General features: G+C 40.3%; 14 protein-coding genes. All 14 read right to left on the bottom strand.

Going from position 1 to position 17704, the window contains the following annotated elements; genetic code table 11:
- Nucleotides 1-84: 84 nt before the first annotated feature.
- The 14 genes from sigG to murD all read right to left on the bottom strand — a co-directional run bounded on the left by sigG (nucleotide 85) and on the right by murD (nucleotide 17703).
- Nucleotides 85-864 (bottom strand): RNA polymerase sporulation sigma factor SigG, encoded by a 780-nt coding sequence (gene sigG, locus ASG46_RS12000; protein WP_003211879.1) that lies wholly within the window; start codon nucleotides 862-864, stop codon nucleotides 85-87.
- 142 nt (nucleotides 865-1006) lie between these two features.
- A complete protein-coding gene (gene sigE, locus ASG46_RS11995; RefSeq protein WP_007499746.1) occupies nucleotides 1007-1726 on the bottom strand; it encodes an RNA polymerase sporulation sigma factor SigE in 720 nt (239 codons plus the stop codon).
- A gap of 59 nt (nucleotides 1727-1785) precedes the next feature.
- A complete protein-coding gene (spoIIGA, locus tag ASG46_RS11990) occupies nucleotides 1786-2715 on the bottom strand; it encodes a sigma-E processing peptidase SpoIIGA (protein ID WP_017367198.1) in 930 nt (309 codons plus the stop codon).
- A gap of 249 nt (nucleotides 2716-2964) precedes the next feature.
- On the bottom strand, nucleotides 2965-7284 hold the full coding sequence (locus ASG46_RS11985; RefSeq protein WP_056704709.1) for a S8 family peptidase: 4320 nt from the start codon (nucleotides 7282-7284) through the stop codon (nucleotides 2965-2967).
- A gap of 300 nt (nucleotides 7285-7584) precedes the next feature.
- Nucleotides 7585-8730: a cell division protein FtsZ gene (gene ftsZ, locus ASG46_RS11980; RefSeq protein WP_045034241.1), complete on the bottom strand. Its 1146-nt coding sequence runs from the start codon at nucleotides 8728-8730 to the stop codon at nucleotides 7585-7587.
- A 33-nt stretch (nucleotides 8731-8763) separates the two neighbouring features.
- Entirely contained in the window at nucleotides 8764-10086 is a 1323-nt protein-coding gene (gene ftsA, locus ASG46_RS11975; RefSeq protein ID WP_007499754.1) for a cell division protein FtsA, read from the bottom strand.
- A gap of 159 nt (nucleotides 10087-10245) precedes the next feature.
- The gene (locus tag ASG46_RS11970; protein ID WP_003210988.1) at nucleotides 10246-10614 is read right to left on the bottom strand and encodes a small basic family protein; all 369 of its coding nucleotides are present in this window, start codon (nucleotides 10612-10614) and stop codon (nucleotides 10246-10248) included.
- Nucleotides 10614-11339: a DUF881 domain-containing protein gene (locus tag ASG46_RS11965; protein WP_007499758.1), complete on the bottom strand. Its 726-nt coding sequence runs from the start codon at nucleotides 11337-11339 to the stop codon at nucleotides 10614-10616. The genes ASG46_RS11970 and ASG46_RS11965 overlap by 1 nt, the downstream gene beginning before the upstream one ends.
- A 20-nt stretch (nucleotides 11340-11359) precedes the next feature.
- Complete coding sequence (locus ASG46_RS11960; RefSeq protein WP_024720312.1) at nucleotides 11360-12049, bottom strand: DUF881 domain-containing protein; 690 nt, start codon at nucleotides 12047-12049, stop codon at nucleotides 11360-11362.
- On the bottom strand, nucleotides 12046-12825 hold the full coding sequence (locus ASG46_RS11955) for a cell division protein FtsQ/DivIB (RefSeq protein WP_056704708.1): 780 nt from the start codon (nucleotides 12823-12825) through the stop codon (nucleotides 12046-12048). Before ASG46_RS11955 ends, ASG46_RS11960 begins: the two co-directional genes overlap by 4 nt.
- Nucleotides 12826-12961: 136 nt before the next feature.
- A complete protein-coding gene (gene murB / locus ASG46_RS11950) occupies nucleotides 12962-13873 on the bottom strand; it encodes a UDP-N-acetylmuramate dehydrogenase (RefSeq protein ID WP_007499764.1) in 912 nt (303 codons plus the stop codon).
- A gap of 30 nt (nucleotides 13874-13903) precedes the next feature.
- Nucleotides 13904-14998, bottom strand: coding sequence for an undecaprenyldiphospho-muramoylpentapeptide beta-N-acetylglucosaminyltransferase (murG, locus tag ASG46_RS11945; protein ID WP_056704707.1), 1095 nt, complete (start codon nucleotides 14996-14998; stop codon nucleotides 13904-13906).
- 198 nt (nucleotides 14999-15196) lie between these two features.
- Complete coding sequence (gene spoVE, locus ASG46_RS11940; protein ID WP_039166797.1) at nucleotides 15197-16297, bottom strand: stage V sporulation protein E; 1101 nt, start codon at nucleotides 16295-16297, stop codon at nucleotides 15197-15199.
- A 59-nt stretch (nucleotides 16298-16356) separates the two neighbouring features.
- Nucleotides 16357-17703, bottom strand: a complete 1347-nt coding sequence (gene murD, locus ASG46_RS11935) for a UDP-N-acetylmuramoyl-L-alanine--D-glutamate ligase (protein WP_370539203.1) — start codon at nucleotides 17701-17703, stop codon at nucleotides 16357-16359.
- Between the last annotated feature and the right edge of the window lies 1 nt (nucleotide 17704).

Below are 17704 nucleotides of genomic sequence, written 5' to 3'. Positions count from 1 at the left end.
AGATTAAATGAAAAAAATAACAGAGTCAATACTACAGATGGGTTCTCTAAAAAGAATGAAAAAAGCCGCACATTAGCGGCGGCTTTAAAAAATATTTTTATTCATTTGTTTGATTGCTGCTTTTTCAAGCCTTGATACTTGTGCTTGAGAAATGCCGATTTCTTCTGCCACTTCCATTTGTGTTTTGCCTTGGAAAAAGCGTTTACGAAGAATCATTTTTTCTCGATCATTCAATCTGCGCATTCCCTCTTTTAAGGCCAATTCTTCTACCCATTGTGTATCTTTGTTCCGTTCATCACTAATTTGATCCATCACATAAATCGGATCTCCTCCGTCATTATAAATCGGTTCAAACAAAGAAACAGGATCTTGAATGGCATCTAGGGCAAAAACAATTTCCTCATGAGGGACTTCTAACACTTTGGCAATGTCTTCTGCCGTTGGTTCCTTGCTTGTCTCACTAATCAGTCTCTCACGGACTTGAAGCGCCTTATAGGCAATATCTCTTAGTGAACGAGACACCCGGATAGGGTTGTTATCGCGCAAGTATCGACGGATTTCTCCTATGATCATAGGGACCGCATAAGTTGAAAATCTGACATTGTGGCTTAAATCAAAATTATCAATTGATTTCATTAATCCGATACAGCCTACTTGGAAGAGATCATCAACATACTCGCCTCTGTTGTTAAAACGCTGAATCACACTTAAAACCAACCGCAAATTGCCATTGACTAGCTTTTCTCTTGCTGTATCGTCACCTTCATCTTGCAGCTGTCTGAATAATTTTCTCATCTCGTCGTTTTTCAGAACAGGCAGTTTGGAGGTGTCGACTCCGCAGATTTCCACTTTATTTCTGGACACTTTTTTCCCTCCCTACAGGAGCTGTTGTACAAAGTTCAGTATCTCCGTGGGATGGAAAAATATGCACGGTCTATGACGAGAAATATGTGAAAAAATGGTGATCCCTTTGACAGTACAGGGATAAAGCTTTCAAAAAAATTTTTTAGACCATCTTATTAAATTCTTTTTGCAATCGTTTAATAATTCTTTTTTCGAGCCTTGAAATATAGGACTGAGAAATACCAAGCATATCGGCAACATCTTTTTGTGTCTTTTCTTCACCGCCAACTAAACCGAATCTCAGTTCCATGATCTGTTTTTCACGATCGTTTAATTGTTCTAACGCTTTTTTCAGTAATTTTTTATCGACATTTGCTTCAATATCGCGGGTGATAATATCATCATCTGTCCCAAGTACATCTGATAAAAGCAATTCATTGCCGTCCCAATCGATGTTAAGCGGCTCATCAAACGATACTTCTGAACGGATTTTATTATTTCGGCGCAAATACATCAAAATCTCATTTTCAATACATCTAGACGCATATGTGGCCAGTTTGATCTTTTTTTCTGGATTAAACGTATTTACTGCCTTTATGAGGCCTATCGTTCCGATACTAATCAAATCCTCAATATTAATGCCTGTGTTTTCAAATTTTCTTGCGATATAAACGACCAATCGCAAGTTTCTTTCAATCAAAATGGCTCTTGCTGTTTGATCACCTTTAGGTAATTTAACGAGCAATTCTTGTTCTTCATCCTTTGATAATGGCGGAGGCAGTGCCTCACTTCCACCAATATAATAAATCTCATCACTCTTTAGCCCTAGCTTCATGAGGAGTTTATACCAGTAGTAAGTGAGTTTAAATTTTAATTTTTTCATCTTCTTCTCCCTTCTAAATGTCCAGTTGACTTCGTAAGATAAAAGACATCACAAAAAAACTACGACACCCCTTGTATCATTTTTCCGTCTAACATCTCTGGATGAATGATGGATTGAAATTCCTGATCTGCTGATAATCCACTGAGACTCATCCCAACAAAACACTTCGCTGGCTGGATCATATGCGTTTTTGTATAAAGGACGACCGTATCTGGTTTAAAGCATAGTAGAAACCCGTGATCATGACCGACTGCGCGATACGGAACGAGTCTTAAACGATCAAGCAGCGGAAAATGGTCATCGAGCTTTTGCATCACTTCAACAGGATGAAACTGTTTCATTTTTTCTATAAATGGCTCTCCGAAAATAGATGTGAGCTGATCGAGCTGGACGATCATGACAGGTGTTTTCGTCAATGGATCATACAACTGATTTCCAGAATCGACCAGACCATTTAAGCGGATCGTTTCTCCTTGAATGTGTATCTCCACAAGTACTTGTTCGTCATATTGTCTTTTTTTCGCACCAACCTCTCCTAATCGTTTCTTTGAAAACAGCCAAATGGCCGGAAAGCCAGTGAGAACAAAAAGCCAGCTAATGGGATCACCAAATCCATCATTTTGTGAAATAAGCAGTCCATCTTGAATGACTGTATTTGTCTGCAAAAACGAATGAACCCCGATCATGCCCCCTCCCATCAAAAATGTGACAAAGTAAAAAGCAAACAGGTTTTGAAAAAAGGAACGAAATCTTTGAAAGCCAAAGGTTCCAAGCACGATCAAGACAGAAAAAAGCAGTTTGCCTAAAGGGTGCGACACAATCATTGCAAATGGCGTAAAGAGCAAGAGAACAATGCTCGACCCAATGAGAGCTCCTAACATATATCGCCTTTTTTTCACTTGTCGTTTGAGAATAAATGCCGTGAGTAAGAGCAGCAATAGATCAAAACAAAAGTTTAACAGCCAAATGACATCTAAATAAATGACCACCTTCTGCTCCTTTCATCTGAAACAAAGAATCAAAAGCAGTACTTGCACTTGTTTGTACCAGTATAAAACAGTCATCGGATGGAAGTCTGTCAATTCTTGTAGGGGATGATAGAGAACTTTTGGTGGATTGTTATCGTTTTTGTCGACGTATGAGACAGAAAGAACATCCGAATGATTTGTTGGACAAGTGTCTCCTCTATCCATTGCACAAAAAAAGACACGCTCCGAAGAGTCGTGTCTTTTTCGCTGTCATTCTTTCTCATTGATGGTGAGTGTTCCTTCTGCCTTCTGTCTTGTGACATTTCCATAATCATCTTTGACAATGACTTCTATCACTGCACCTTTTGCTTTTGCAATAGATGTCGCCGTCCAGTAGCCTTCATACGTTCCCGGTGCTACTTCACGAATCGGCAGTTCGGTTGTGTTTTGAAGTTTTGATCTAGCATTTGTCAGCGGCATATGAAGAACAAAGGTGGCATCTAGCTTTTCCCTGCTTTTAAATGAAATCTTAACCGATTCACCTGATGATAGATTCATATTGTCTTTTGGCGTTAATTCTGAAATGACAGGTGCATCATATTGTACATCGATGTCGACCTTTTTAGTCGTTTTGTTTCCAGCCGCATCTTTTGCTGTCACTTTGATTGTATTTTTCCCGTTCTCAAGCAGCACCCTTGCAGAATATGCCCCATCCTTTACGGTCGCTTTTTTTCCATTGACTGTGACTTGATCTAGATGATCGTCTGCTACCTTTCCTTCCACCGTGAGTGATTCTCTATTAGATTTTTCGCCTTTTTTCGGTGTATCAATGGTCAATGTCGGTGCTGTTTGATCGATGATCACCTTGACTGGCTTGGAATGTTTTGTTGAGCCTTTATCCGTTACAGTCGCCGCCGTGAAGACATGCTCTCCACTTGGAACAGATACATTTTCTTTGAAAGTACCCGACTCATCTGATTTGACGTTGGCCACCTCTTCATCATTCTGATAAATGGCCACATCGAGACCCGGAGAGGCCGTGCCTTCAATCGTCAATTCACCTTGATTTGTTATGGTTCCTGCCTTTGGAGAAGTGATTTCTGGTACATCTGCTTCATAGTTTACGAGCGCACGTATCATATAATTCCCCTCTTCTTTCGGAGAAGGAGAAAAAGCACCGCTCGTCAGCTGCCAGCTTCTTTCAGCATTAGGGCCATCTTCATCTGTGGCAAGTCCCGGAGATTCGGTATTCTTTTTCGTTTGAATATAAACAAGGTAGAAATCTCCATCCACTGTAATGGCTTGATCTTCTAAATCTACTTTTGTCCATTCACCATTACGCAGCGCATTTGCTTTTAAAGGTCCTGCGATTTTCTCACCTGGTGCGCCACCCTTCCCAGAAGCATCATATACTTCAACAGCAAATTCATCGCCTCCAGGAGCTGGCCATTCTGATGTCCAAAACCGGAAAAGACCACCTGTGACTTGTGCTTGTTTTTTTCCTTTTTCTAATGAAAACTTCACAGCCCAGCCATTGCCAGGATCGTAGAAAGCCCGTGCATTTTCAGCCGTTCCATCATCGTAGCCAATCTCCCCCGGAAAACCGATAAAAGGCTCAAGTTTCACTGACTTTTCAAGTGGCTTTTCCGTCACATCCGCTGAAAACGTATAGCCTTTAAACCCCTTTGCAAAAATTTTGACTGTATAGACACCGCTTAATGCCTCTAGAGAAAATTCACCGGATTCATCTGTTTTCACCGGCTCAATTTTTGCGTCCTCCACAAGATAAACAGTCGCATTCTTCACCTTTTCACCAGTTGTTTCATTGACGACCGTGCCGGAGATCGTTCGTTTCTCTAGCGGCTGTAAGGAGAAATTCGCTTCTGCTGTTTCTTTTGATGCCACTTTGACTTTTTGGGACCGTGATTCAAAGCCGTAAGCTTCCGCTTTCACTGTCCATTCTCCTGCTCCTTGAGACAGCTGATATTTCCCTGTCGCTTCATCGGTGGAAGTTGATTTTCCGCTTTCTAGAACACTGATTTGCGCTCTCATTGGAAGAGCTTGAATAGACGGAGCCTCATGACTGTTTTGCTTTTGAATGTGTACATGTTTATTTTTTACTTTAGCAGGCTTTGCCTTTTTTGGATCAACTGATTTCTTATTCTGGCTTGTGGATTTTTCTTTTTTGATCACACCCAGCTGGTTCTTGGCTTGTTGAGACAATGCCTGATCTGTGATTTTCACATCATCTAAATAAAAGCCATCTTTTGTGACACTGCCATCTGTTCTTATCTGAAACAGGACTCTCACTTTTTGACCTTTATAAGCAGATAAATCAACTTCGCCTGCTGTCCACGCATTTGTTTTCCCCGTATAAGCTGTCACTTGAACGGCGTCTTCACCCTCTGGCTGTACATAGACATGCACATAATCATAATTGGCTTCGAGATCATGCCAGTATTGATATTGCAGGTAGGAAGAACCTGAATCTGGTACAGCAATGAGCGGCATAGACAAATTGGCGTCCGTTTTATTTTCATAAGGACTGTCTAAATTGGTGGCATAGACATGTTCCCCGCTAAATGCTTGTTTTGGACCTGTGGACGGTTTTCCCCACTGCCACGGATCTTTTGTTCCACCACTGAACCATCCACTTGGCCATGCTTCAAAATCTTGTGAGTAGCCAGTGGTGATGGATGTTTTAATTGGAAGTGTATAAGAATCTGATGCCGCTTCATTTTCTCCAAAATCTTTCACAATCCATCGGTACGTCACGTTTTCCCCCTCAAGTTCAGGGAGCTGCACCGTATAGGTTCCTTTTAAATGATTTCCATCCGTGCGGTTGGCTTGCAACGTCTCCCATTCACCTTGATCTACTCGGTAAGTCAAAGAAACATTTGTCACTGCTATCCCATCTTCTGCAGTGATGGTCAATGGGGTTGGCGTTGTAGCAAAAATTTCATTCGGACCTTTATGTGAAAAAACAGGTGGTTCTGTATCTTCTCCCTCTTTTGTCACCTGACCTTCAATCGTACCGATGCCATTGGTTAAAGCCGTAATCGCCTCTCTTGCATCAACTAACCCTGCCCCATAGCCGTTGTTAGGGGATTCAGGAAATTGCTGATCTGTCAGTGGTTTCGCTGTCTCAATGAGAATTTGCTGAATTTCATCAACAGAAAGGTCTGATTGCACTTGGCGAAGAAGAAGAACAACAGCTGAGACATGCGGACCTGCCATTGATGTACCATTCCACCCATCCTCATATCCTTTTCCCGGGATCGAAGAACGAATGTTTACTCCCGGAGCAGCAATATCTGGTTTCATTACGCCATATGGAGATGGACCCTGAAGGGAGAAAGACCCTAACTTGTTGTCCTGGTCTGTTGCGCCTGTAGCAAACGCTTCCTGATAGTTAGCGGGATTTGCAATCGAACCCGCGCCGCCTGGATTGAACAAATCGGTATTACCGGCTGAAAATTCTGGAAAGATGTCTGCTGCTCTCCAAGCATTCACTACATCTTTATACCAATCATCAAGACCTGGGCCACCGCCCCACGAATTATTCACAACATCAGGTGCCTTTTCTGGGTGAGGATTTCCGTTTTGATCTTTCGGGGCTAAAATCCACTCACCGGCATCTAACAGATCAGCATCTGTACCACCATCTTCTGAAAAAGCTTTCACTGCAATCCATTCTGCTCCCGGTGCGACCCCAATTTGATTCTTTCCATCTGGCTCAGAACCAACCATTGTGCCTGTCACATGGGTCCCATGCTCCAAGTCATCATAAGGGACTTCAGAGCCTGTCGTGGCATCATACCAATTCAGTTCATGAGATGGTTCGTTCGGACGAGCAGGGTCAAACCCGCGGTATTTTTCTTTTAGCGCAGGATGATCCCATTCGACACCTGTATCAATACTTGCCACAACGGTTCCAGTCCCATCATAGCCTAAATCCCACGCTTCTGGTGCATGCACCTGAGCAATATTCCATTCAACTCCATCTACTGCTTTGATTTGTTTGTTTGGCTTAGCATGCTTCAAATCAACAGGACGATGAAGTTGACGTGTTTCATTCGGCAGCACTTGAGCTACTTCTGGAAAAGAAGCAACCTTTTCCATCACTTCTTTTGTTGCCGTCACAGCTAGACCATTCACAATATAGTAGGAATGAATATCTTTCACTTGCTTATTCTTTTTTTCCTTTTGTAAATACGCTAGGAGCGCTTGCTGCGTTTCATCAGATGTTGCTCTCAGCTCAGATACAACGGCTGATCTTTTTGTGTACTGCGTTTTAGCAGCAGTTAATTTTTGTTTTTTTGCTTTTGATACAGCTTCTTTTGCTACTTTTTGTACATTCGTTTGTTCCTTCATTTTGACTAAGAAGGTCACCTTATCTTCCTTTTGAAACTGCTTCTTTAATCTCGAAGAAATCTTGGCTTTTGTTGTCTTAGAGGAAACGGCTTCCTCCTGATATGAGGTAGAAGTCGATTTTGCTTGAACCATCCCAAAGCTTGTCATCGTTAAAGTACCAATCACCAAAAGACTCATGAAACGATAGACGGCGGTTTTGCGAAACTTCACTTTCAATAAAATCCCTCCTCCTCAAATGGTCAAACAGTGTGTATCCTGCCCCTCCCCCTTCTTTTTGATCATGACAAGATTCATGGTGTTCTCATTAATGTAGTCAAATAAAGTTCAACATTTTGTCGTTTTTTGTAAAGGAAATGAAAAATGATTCTTTTGACTTAAAAGACTCAAGCCAAAACACATACAATAGTTCCAAATAACACACAGAAACAAGACTTTTATATCAATCAGACGCAGGATCTTCTCACCATGCAGACATAAAAAAACCCCTTCCAAAGGAAGGGGATGAATCGTGCTTGCTTATCGTTTGTTGCGGTTACGTAAGAACGTTGGGATATCCAATGTATCATCACTTGACTGTGTATTTTGTCTTGGTTGTGATGATGTTTGCTGATGTTCCTCACGTTTTACTTCACGCTTTGGTGGAATGGATTGATTTTGCTTTAATCCTTGTCCTAATGGATTTCTTTGAGGTTTTGTCACTTCCGGCTCTTGCTCAATAAAACCGGTTGCGATGACTGTGACCACAATTTCATCCTTCAAGTTATCATTAATGACAGATCCAAAGATCATGTTGACATCTTCATCAGAGGCTGATGCAACAATATCCGCTGCTTCTTGTACCTCATAAAGACTAAGGTTCGTACCACCAGTAATATTCATGATAACACCTTGTGCTCCATCAATCGCTGTTTCAAGAAGTGGTGAAGAAATGGCTTTTTTCGCTGCTTCAGCAGCACGGTTTTCGCCTGTTGCGACACCAATTCCCATAAGAGCTGAACCTTTGTTAGACATGATCGTTTTCACGTCAGCAAAGTCAAGGTTAATTAAACCTGGTGTTGCAATGAGATCTGAGATCCCTTGAACACCTTGTCTTAACACGTTATCTGCTGCACGGAATGCTTCAAGCATTGGCGTGTTTTTATCGACAATTTCAAGCAGGCGATCGTTTGGAATCACGATTAACGTATCAACTGCTTCTTTCATAGAAGCAATCCCTTCAACTGCTTGAAGCTGACGCTTTCTTCCTTCAAATGTGAAAGGACGAGTCACAACTCCAACTGTCAAGGCTCCAGAATCTTTTGCGATTTTCGCAATGACAGGTGCAGCACCCGTACCAGTTCCACCGCCCATACCGGCTGTCACAAAGACCATGTCAGCGCCTTTTAGGACTTCTTCAATTTGTTCTTTGCTTTCTTCAGCAGCTTTTTTACCGACTTCAGGATTCGCACCTGCTCCAAGCCCTCTTGTCAGCTTAGCACCGATTTGCATTTTTGTTTCTGCTTTTGATAAGTTTAACGCCTGTGCATCTGTATTCACTGCAATAAAATCGACACCCTGTACGTCATTTTCAATCATTCGGTTGACAGCGTTATTTCCGCCGCCACCTACACCGATTACTTTAATTGATGCTAGGCCGTCTATATTTGTTTCAAACTCCAACATGCTGAATCCTCCTAATCCGTCGAAAATCTAGTTCTATTCCCAGAACATATTAAATAGTTTTTTCATTTTGCCCGGTTTTTTATTTGTCTCTTGTTGCGCTTTTTGTTTCACTTTCGGTCTTGGCTGAGCTTCTTTTACTTGTGGTGTAGAAGAAACCGGCTCCATGGACGCGCCTACTTCATGAAATGCTTCATCCGGCATTTGGAATCCAACCTGTCTGCCCTGAATCTTTGCATTGCGATAAGCAAAATGGATCAGGCCCACTCCTGTCATATATTGAGGTTCCCTGACCCCAATATAATTAGGACTTGCGATTCTTACATTGTTTTGTAAGACCGTTTGTGCCAGAGAAAGGATACCTGGTATAGCTGCCTGTCCACCTGTTAGAACGAATCCGCCAGGCAAATCATGGACACCCATATTGCGTAATTCCTCTGCCACAAAAAGCAGAATCTCTTCCAATCGTGCTTCAATGATATTGGCTGCTTCAAGTTGTGTATACGTCTGTTTTTGGTCCGTACCGATGACGGAAACTTCAAATGTCTCCTCAGACGATGCCTCATCATAGAATGCATGCCCAAATTGCTTTTTGATTCGTTCAGCTTCTTCAGTGGAAGTTCTAAGTCCTATAGACAAATCTTTTGTAATGTTCTCTCCGCCCAATGGGATACTGTGAGTAGAATAGAGATGCCCGTTTTCAAATACGGATATCGTAGTAGAGCCGCCGCCAATATCGACAAGAGCTACCCCTAGATTTTTTTCATCTTTCGATAACGCTGCTGAACCCGATGCGAGTGGCTGCAAGCAAATATCCATAATTTCAATACCAGCCCGCTCTACACATCGGAGCCAGTTATGTAGAATCGTTTTAGAACCTGTGATTAACGATCCATCCACTTCTAGCCGTACACCTAGCATTTTTTTCGGATCTGTGATCTCATCTCTTCCGTCGACGATAAATTGTCTCGGAATTACGTCTACTACGAGATGTTCTTGCGGAATAGATACTACCTGTGCAGCATCCAAGACACGTCTCACATCTTCAGCATGTATTTCTTTATTTTCACTAGACACTGCGACAACGCCGCTCGTATTCTGAATATGAATGTGGTTTCCGTTAATTCCGACTATCGCCTTTTGTAAAGGAAAACCTACCATTCTCTCAGCCTGTTCAAATGCTTGTCTAATAGAATGAACTGTTTCATCTATATCAACAATCGATCCTTTTTTTAACCCCTCTGAAGGGACATTTCCAACACCTATAATGTTAAGCGAATCATCCGCCATTTCTCCGACGATGACTTTTATATTGGATGTACCGATGTCAAGGCTGACGTAAATTTCATTGTTGTTCATTCTATGGCACCTCCTCACATATCAATACTTTCTATTCTATTATTTGCTGAACAACAATACAATGAATGTGTTTTTACAAGTGTGTAACAAAACTTAAAAAATCAACATTTTTTATTAGGATTACTGAAAATATTCGTTACATCATATGTATATCCTTTTTTATGACTCACTTTTTTTCTTTTTTTCTCTAGAAATTGTCCATTTTGTTAGTAGAATTCTTCGAATAACGGCGATATTTTGAAACAATCTAACACCGAATGCAAACATTCCGACTAAATACAAGTCTACACCAAGATGGACGCCCAGAAAAGCTAAACTTATTGCGAGTATAATATTAAAGAAGAAACCTGATACAAACACTAGTTCATCGTATGCTCCTTGCAGATGTGCTCTGATTCCACCAATCAATGTATCAAGCGCAGCAAGTACAGCGAGGGAAAGATAGTTAGAATACTCATTCGGTATCGTAAAATTCGTTAAGAAACCGATCGCAACTCCTATGATTAAACCAAGTACAGGAAGCCACATTAAGATTTTCCCTCCTTTACATCGTCAAGAGGCTTCAATTCATTTAATTGAATTGTACCGTCAAATGCTTTTAAATGAATTTTTTTCTTCGGCGGTCTAATACTCAAACTGAAATTTTCCTGAGCAAACAAATCACCAATATCTGATACATTTAAACGGCTGTATAATTTATCGGCCTGCTCACTGACCATCTTAATCGTGACTGTATCACCATCTATGCTGTAACCATCCATTTTCGTCGTACCATTAATATCTCGAATAACACTGGTGTTAATCACCCGGTGTTCATTAATGGAAATATGTTTTGCCCCAAACATATTGGCTTCGTTGATTAATTTTTTCAGAAGATCAGGTGGTATATTTTTGACTTCTTCTCCGGTAAGTTCCTTAGAAAAAAGCTGAGTAATTTCTATTTCAACTCCTTCACCCGTTACCTCTGTAAAACCAGCCTTTTCTTTCAAATCCTTCAACGTTTTTGTTAATTGTGCTTCTTTTGATTGATCTTCTTGGTTGCCATACTTTTTTAGCATTTCATCATATTTATCAATTTCTTTCAATAAATCCAGTTCTTTACTTTTAGATGCAGATAAATCCTCTCTTAATTCCCAAACGTCTCGAGTATCGCGAACTTTAGGCTTTTGTAGAGAGTTAAACTGGATGGAGACCATGATGCCAAATATGACCATCAGGACTGTCAAACTAAGTAATGGCTTCTTTTTCCTCAACACCACTCACCTTTTCACATTTAATCTTTGTTTCTTAGAAGAGGATTCATACGAATATCCTTCTTTTCAATCGTCATGGAAATATGATCACTTGTCAGCTGATCAACCACCCCGCCTGCAATGTTTAATGCAGGAATTAAAACAGCTGGATCTCCAATAGCAGAAATGACAAATGGTGCTGGATGTTGAACACCATCAACCGTGACGACTGGACCGTTACAATGTATGTATGATTGGTGTGTGATTCTTTGTCCGTTTATAGCTACAGCAGATGCCCCTGATATAAATAGTTCGTTTATCACATGGAAAATGTGGCTCTCATGCACAATGTAATTATTGACATTTTGTCCACTCGGGATATAAGATGCATCTTCAAGAGATACTTTTACCCCTTTCCCTTTTACACCTATTTCTCCTGTAAACATTCTGTATTTCTCAACATCTTCCAAAACATTAAAATACTTCTCTTTTTCATTTTTCAAACCAAACTCTGTTTCTTGGACCTTTGATTGAAGACGATAAAGTTCTTTTTCAAGTTTTTGATTCGCCTTTTCTTGCTTTGTTAGCTGACTTTTCAAAGAATATTCTTTTTTCCATTGTTCTGTTCGATTGACATCTGCTCGATGCTGCTTCGTATATTGGTATGAAAAAGAAATCAGAAATCCAAGAACAAGCATTACAATTGAGAATATGACGGTTTTGCCTCTCAACGTTCATCTTCCTTTTTCTTAGATTTAAAAGCTTCAAAATATGTGGCTACTTCCATATGAATCGTACCTTTCTCAGAGGAGGAAAGCTCTTTGACAATGGCAGGGTACGTCGTCATTTTATCTGCGAATGTTTTAATTGATGCAATAACGGTGTTTCCATCATTCATATAAAATTTAACGAGCCACTGATTGGAGCTAGTCGGTACGTAATATACTTCTGAGATTAGTTCCTGAATAGAAGCCGGCAGTTGATTCAGAGCTCTCACTGTTTGCTTCAATTTCTCTTTATTGTCCCAATCGACAAAAATAGGTCCTGCGTGACTTGGTGTTACTTCATCTGGCAAAGCCGTCCCGTTTTCAAGAAGTTCATAATAAAAATGTCCCTTTTGCAGATACGCAATATTTGAATACTCTTTGACAGCAATACTGACCTTATTAGGGAAATGTTTTTTGATACTGACACTTTTAATCAATTTATTTTGCTTTATATGGTCTGCTGTTATATCTTTATTTAAATTCCAAAACTCTGTCTCGCCTTCTTTAATTTGCGAAAGTTTAACGAGCTGTTTTGTTGGTACATGTTCATTACCGGTAATGGTTAAAGAAGAAATTTTACTGATTGGTGTTTGCAAATAGACAATAATTAAAACCATGATAAAAAACAGCAAAATAAAAGAGATTAATCTCCGATTCGCTTTCTGCTTCCTTTGTTCTTTAATTTTAGGGATTCGCTCTTCTATATTGACGATCTTTTCATTTTCATGATCAGGCCGCATATATACTCTTCACCTCATTCAAAGCTGCTTGTCCGCACCTTTGGATCATTCTTTATCTCATATTGATTAGAAAACAAACGGCATGAAAAAATGCCGTTTGTTTTCCTGTGATACCATCATTCATAAGTAGTAGCCTTTAATTTGCTTCACCAATAATTTCTACTTCTGTATGCATCTCTACATTGTAGTCATCTTTGATTTTCTTTTGAATGTATTGAATTAAGTCGAGCACATCTTGAGCCTTCGCCCCACCTGCATTGACAATAAAGTTTCCGTGCATATCAGAAATTCTAGCGCCGCCAATCTGATATCCTTTTAAATTCGCCTTTTCTACAAGCTGTCCTGCATATTCAGGTAATGGATTTCGGAAAATACTGCCGGCGCATGGTTTATTATACGGTTGTGTTTCCTTGCGATAATCTTTATTTTGCTGCATTTTCTTTGTGATTTTCTCACGTTCGTCCTGTTTAAGCTTGAACACTGCTTCGAGAACAATTCCAGGTCGTTCCTTTTGAAGCACAGAAGTTCGATAGCTAAAGTTCATTTGCTCATTAGTTAACCACTCGATCGTTCCATCTTCAAATAAGACTCTCGCTTTCACAAGAATCTTGCTGATATCAGATCCATGTGCCCCTGCGTTCATATAAACAGCACCACCAATAGATCCTGGAATACCAGCTGCGAATTCCAATCCTGACAGCCCCTGCTTACTAAGAGACGTCGCGAGTCTTACAACTGAATAGCCTCCACCAACTGTAATTTCTTCATCATTGACAGTTAAGTGATCAAGCCCAGCGCCCAGCTTTAAAACGACCCCGCGAATTCCTTTATCAAGGACAAGTAAATTGGATCCTCTCCCAATGACCGTCCATTGAGTATCATGTTTTTTCACCTGATCCATAATTGTTTTGACAGCATCGACATCTTTAGGGATGACTAATAGATCGGCCGGTCCGCCTATTTTCATTGTCGTATGATTTGCAAGCGGTTCATTTTCAAGTACTTTACCAACTTGCGCTTCTAATAATTCATTCTTCAAGTTCTCCATATTACCCTCCGCCTTACCTCATATCATTCATCATGAAGTCGTAATTTCTTTTAACACATTATATAAACGTGTGGCCGCATCTGGTACTCCAAGTTCTTTTGTTAAACGGCTCATTTGATGTAGTTTCTCGTCATTACCAGCAATTTCATCAATTGCATGAAGCAAGCGATCTCCAGAAAGCTCTGATTCTCTTAAAACGATCGCAGCATCATGTTTTTCAAGTGATCTTGCGTTAATTTCTTGATGATTTGCGGTCACGTATGGACTTGGAATGAAGATGGTCGGAATTCCAAGTGCCGTCACTTCAGCAATCGTTGTGGCTCCCGCTCTTGCAACAATGACATCAATTGATTTTAAATACTCCGGCATTTGATGCAAGAAAGGCTTTGTGATCATATTCGGTGCTTCACCTTTTTCTTTTAATTCGTTCAGCACTTTTTCATAATGAACCTCACCTGTAATATATAAAAGCTGATAGTTCTTTGCCTTTAATTCATCTTGCATGTCAATCACTGCTTGATTGATTGGAGCTGCACCTCTGCTCCCGCCAAAAATGAGAACCGTTTTTTTCTTCTCATCCAGCCCGAACTCTTTAAGAGATTTTCCCTCTTTAATAGAGACGACTTCAGAGGCTCTTGGGTTTCCCGTAAAAACAACCTTTTCTGAAGGAAAGTGTTCCTTTGCTTCTTCAAAACAGATGGCTACTTTATTCACATACCGTGCCAGAAACTTATTTGTGATGCCTGGCAGGCTATTTTGTTCGTGAATGATCGTCGGGATTTTTAGCTTAGACGCAGCATAAACAACAGGACCACACACATAACCACCTGTTCCAATAACAGCATCCGGCTTAAATTCTTTTAAATAAGATTTACTTTTTTGGACGCCCTTTAGAAACCTCATCACTGTTTTTACATTATCAAAGGAAAGCTTTCTTTTAAAACCTGAAATTTCAATTGATTTAAAAGGGATATTTTCTCTTTCTACAATTTTCTTTTCAAGCCCATTCTCAGTGCCAATATATAAAAATTCCACATCAGGATGCAGTCTTTTCACTTCTTTAATAAAAGCTAGAGCAGGATAAATATGCCCGCCTGTTCCGCCTCCACTAATAACTATACGCATTATACCATTTCCCCTCAATTTTTTTCTGCTCTGAACAAAGTATAAACCCTGTTTTAAACAACAGGGCTCCGTCAAAACCTGTAAAGAAGAGTTAATCATCATGTTTTCGAAACAGAAACTGCCATTTTCACTCTTCAAATCATTTTTTCATACTTTTGCAAAATAAAAGTCTATATGGTTTTATGAACTATCGGCACATTAATATCTAGCATACCTGCTTACATTCAAAAGTACGCCAATTGCCATCAGCATTAATGTCAGTGATGAACCGCCATAACTTATGAATGGGAGTGTGATGCCCGTCACAGGGATGAGACCAGTGACAACTGCGATATTAATCATTACTTGAATGGCAACCATTGAGATGATGCCCACTGCCAAGAAACTTCCATATAAATCTGGTGCACCGAGAGCTATTCTAATGCCTCTCCACAATAGAACACTAAAGAGCAGCAAAATGAGTGATCCACCTATAAATCCAAGTTCTTCAGACAAAATAGCAAAGATAAAGTCTGTTTGAGGCTCAGGCAAATAGAAGAATTTTTGTCTACTCTGACCTAGCCCCATTCCAAACAGACCGCCTGGACCGACAGCATATAAGGATTGAATAATTTGAAACCCGCTGCCAAGTGGATCCTCCCAAGGATTTAAATAAGATGTAATTCGTTTTATTCGATAGGGTGCTGATAAGACAAGTGCGGCAAATCCGCTAAGCCCTAAAAGACCGAGAAAGATAAAGTGAGCGATTCTCGCACCTGAAACAAATATCATAATAATACAGGTTCCAACCATAACCGTTCCTGTACCTAGGTCCGGCTGCAGCATAATGATGGCAAATGCAGAAAACACAATGCCTAGTGCTGGGGCGAAACCTTTACGAAAGGATGTGATATTCTTTTGCTTTTCAGATAAGAATTTTGCAAGAAACGCAATCATCGCAAGCTTCATAAATTCAGATGGCTGAATACTAAACGCACCGACACCAATCCAGCTTCTTGAACCATTTCTCTCCATACCGATACCAGGAATCAAGACAAGCACGAGTAGGAGAAAACACACTGCAATCAGTATCTTTGACCAAGTCCGCCACGTCCAATAATCGACCCGCATAATGAAAAACATTGCGATAACTCCGATTCCGGCAAACAAAAGCTGTCTTTTTGCAAAATAAAACGAATCATCAAATTTATACGATGCCCACACAGCACTTGCGCTGTACACCATAATTAAACCAATCGTCAATAAAAGTAACGTAATGACAACAAGCAAAAAATCCGGAGAAGTTTTCTTATTCGTCAAGAGACCGACACCCCAAGCATAATTTCATTTGGGCTGTCAGTCATATGAGAGACAAGCCCTTATTTAAGCATATGCACGGCGTTTACAAACATGTCTCCACGTTCTTCAAATGTTTTATGCTGATCCCAGCTTGCACAAGCTGGAGACAATAAAATCACGTCTTCTTCTTCAGATATGCTAAACGCCGCAGGTACTGCTTGTTCAACATTATCGACATGTTTTACGTGATGTATTCCCAGCTCTTCACCAAGCTTCACAAACTTAGGCGCAGTCTCACCAAATGTAATCATTCCTTTTACATTCTTCATAAAAGGTTTTAATTCATCAAATTCATTGCCACGATCCAGTCCACCTGCTAGTAAAATGGTCGGCTGCTTGAAGGCAGACAAAGCTTTACTTGTTGCCAGTATATTGGTCGCTTTACTGTCATTATAAAATTTTCTATTTTGAATCGTCTCCACAAATTGCAAACGATGCTTCACTCCACTAAATGTAGTAAGAACTTGCGCAATCGCTTCGTTTGAGCAGCCTGCATTTTTTACAACACAAATAGCTGCTAGAATATTTTCTTGGTTATGCTCACCAGGAAGAACAACATCCTTGAGGTCAATGACATGTTCATTCATATAGTAGATGGCACCATCTTTAATAAACGCTCCATGTGCTACCGGCTCTTTAACAGAGAAAAACACTTTTTGCGCTTTCGAATCTTCTGCTAGTTTGACAACAGATGGATCATCTAGGTTAACCACAGCTATGTCATCTTCTTGTTGATGTGCATACACTTTTTGTTTTGCTTTTTCGTATTCTTCACGCGTGTGATGATAGTCTAAATGTGCGTCAAAAATATTTAATATTAAGCTGATTTTAGGTCTGAATTCAACGGTTCCCATTAACTGAAATGATGAGAGCTCAGTTACGATCCATTCATCGCCCGCTGCACGCGCGGCAACTTCACTTGCGACCGTTCCGATATTACCTGCTACCAATGTTTTTTGACTGTCTTTTTTCAACATTTCATAAATCAAAGTGGTCGTGGTCGTTTTTCCATTTGATCCGGTAATCCCAATAAAAGGAGATGAGGTCAAATGATACGCCAATTCTATTTCAGTCCAAACTGGAATTTTTCGACGAAGCGCCTCTTGAACCATCACATTCTCATAAGGAATTCCAGGGTTCTTAATTAAAATCGTAATTTCTTTATCGTCGAACATACGAAGAGGATGACTGCCACAAATGACATCAATCCCCTTTTCAGAAAGTAACTGAGCAGGCTCGTTTTCTTCAAAAGCTTTTTGGTCATTGACCGTCACATTTATTCCGTGCTCGTGAAGAATTGAGGCTGCCGCATATCCGCTTTTTGCAAGGCCTAGTACTAGTACATGTTCATCTTTTAACATTTGCATC

It is taken from the genome of Bacillus sp. Leaf49, from assembly GCF_001426125.1.
Lineage (GTDB): Bacteria > Bacillota > Bacilli > Bacillales > Bacillaceae > Bacillus > Bacillus altitudinis.
The sequence above is the reverse complement of the archived record's forward strand: the minus strand, read 5'-3'. Positions and strand labels throughout refer to the sequence as shown.

What these genes read in the sequence shown, in the direction of transcription:
- sigE (WP_007499746.1), bottom strand. Translation starts at nt 1,726, where the DNA reads ATGAAAAAATTAAAATTTAAACTCACTTACTACTGGTATAAACTCCTC.
- ASG46_RS11955 (WP_056704708.1), bottom strand. Translation starts at nt 12,825, where the DNA reads ATGCGGCCTGATCATGAAAATGAAAAGATCGTCAATATAGAAGAGCGA.
- ftsZ (WP_045034241.1), bottom strand. Translation starts at nt 8,730, where the DNA reads ATGTTGGAGTTTGAAACAAATATAGACGGCCTAGCATCAATTAAAGTA.
- ASG46_RS11970 (WP_003210988.1), bottom strand. Translation starts at nt 10,614, where the DNA reads ATGTGGCTTCCTGTACTTGGTTTAATCATAGGAGTTGCGATCGGTTTC.
- murD (WP_370539203.1), bottom strand. Translation starts at nt 17,703, where the DNA reads ATGCAAATGTTAAAAGATGAACATGTACTAGTACTAGGCCTTGCAAAA.
- murG (WP_056704707.1), bottom strand. Translation starts at nt 14,998, where the DNA reads ATGCGTATAGTTATTAGTGGAGGCGGAACAGGCGGGCATATTTATCCT.
- murB (WP_007499764.1), bottom strand. Translation starts at nt 13,873, where the DNA reads ATGGAGAACTTGAAGAATGAATTATTAGAAGCGCAAGTTGGTAAAGTA.
- ftsA (WP_007499754.1), bottom strand. Translation starts at nt 10,086, where the DNA reads ATGAACAACAATGAAATTTACGTCAGCCTTGACATCGGTACATCCAAT.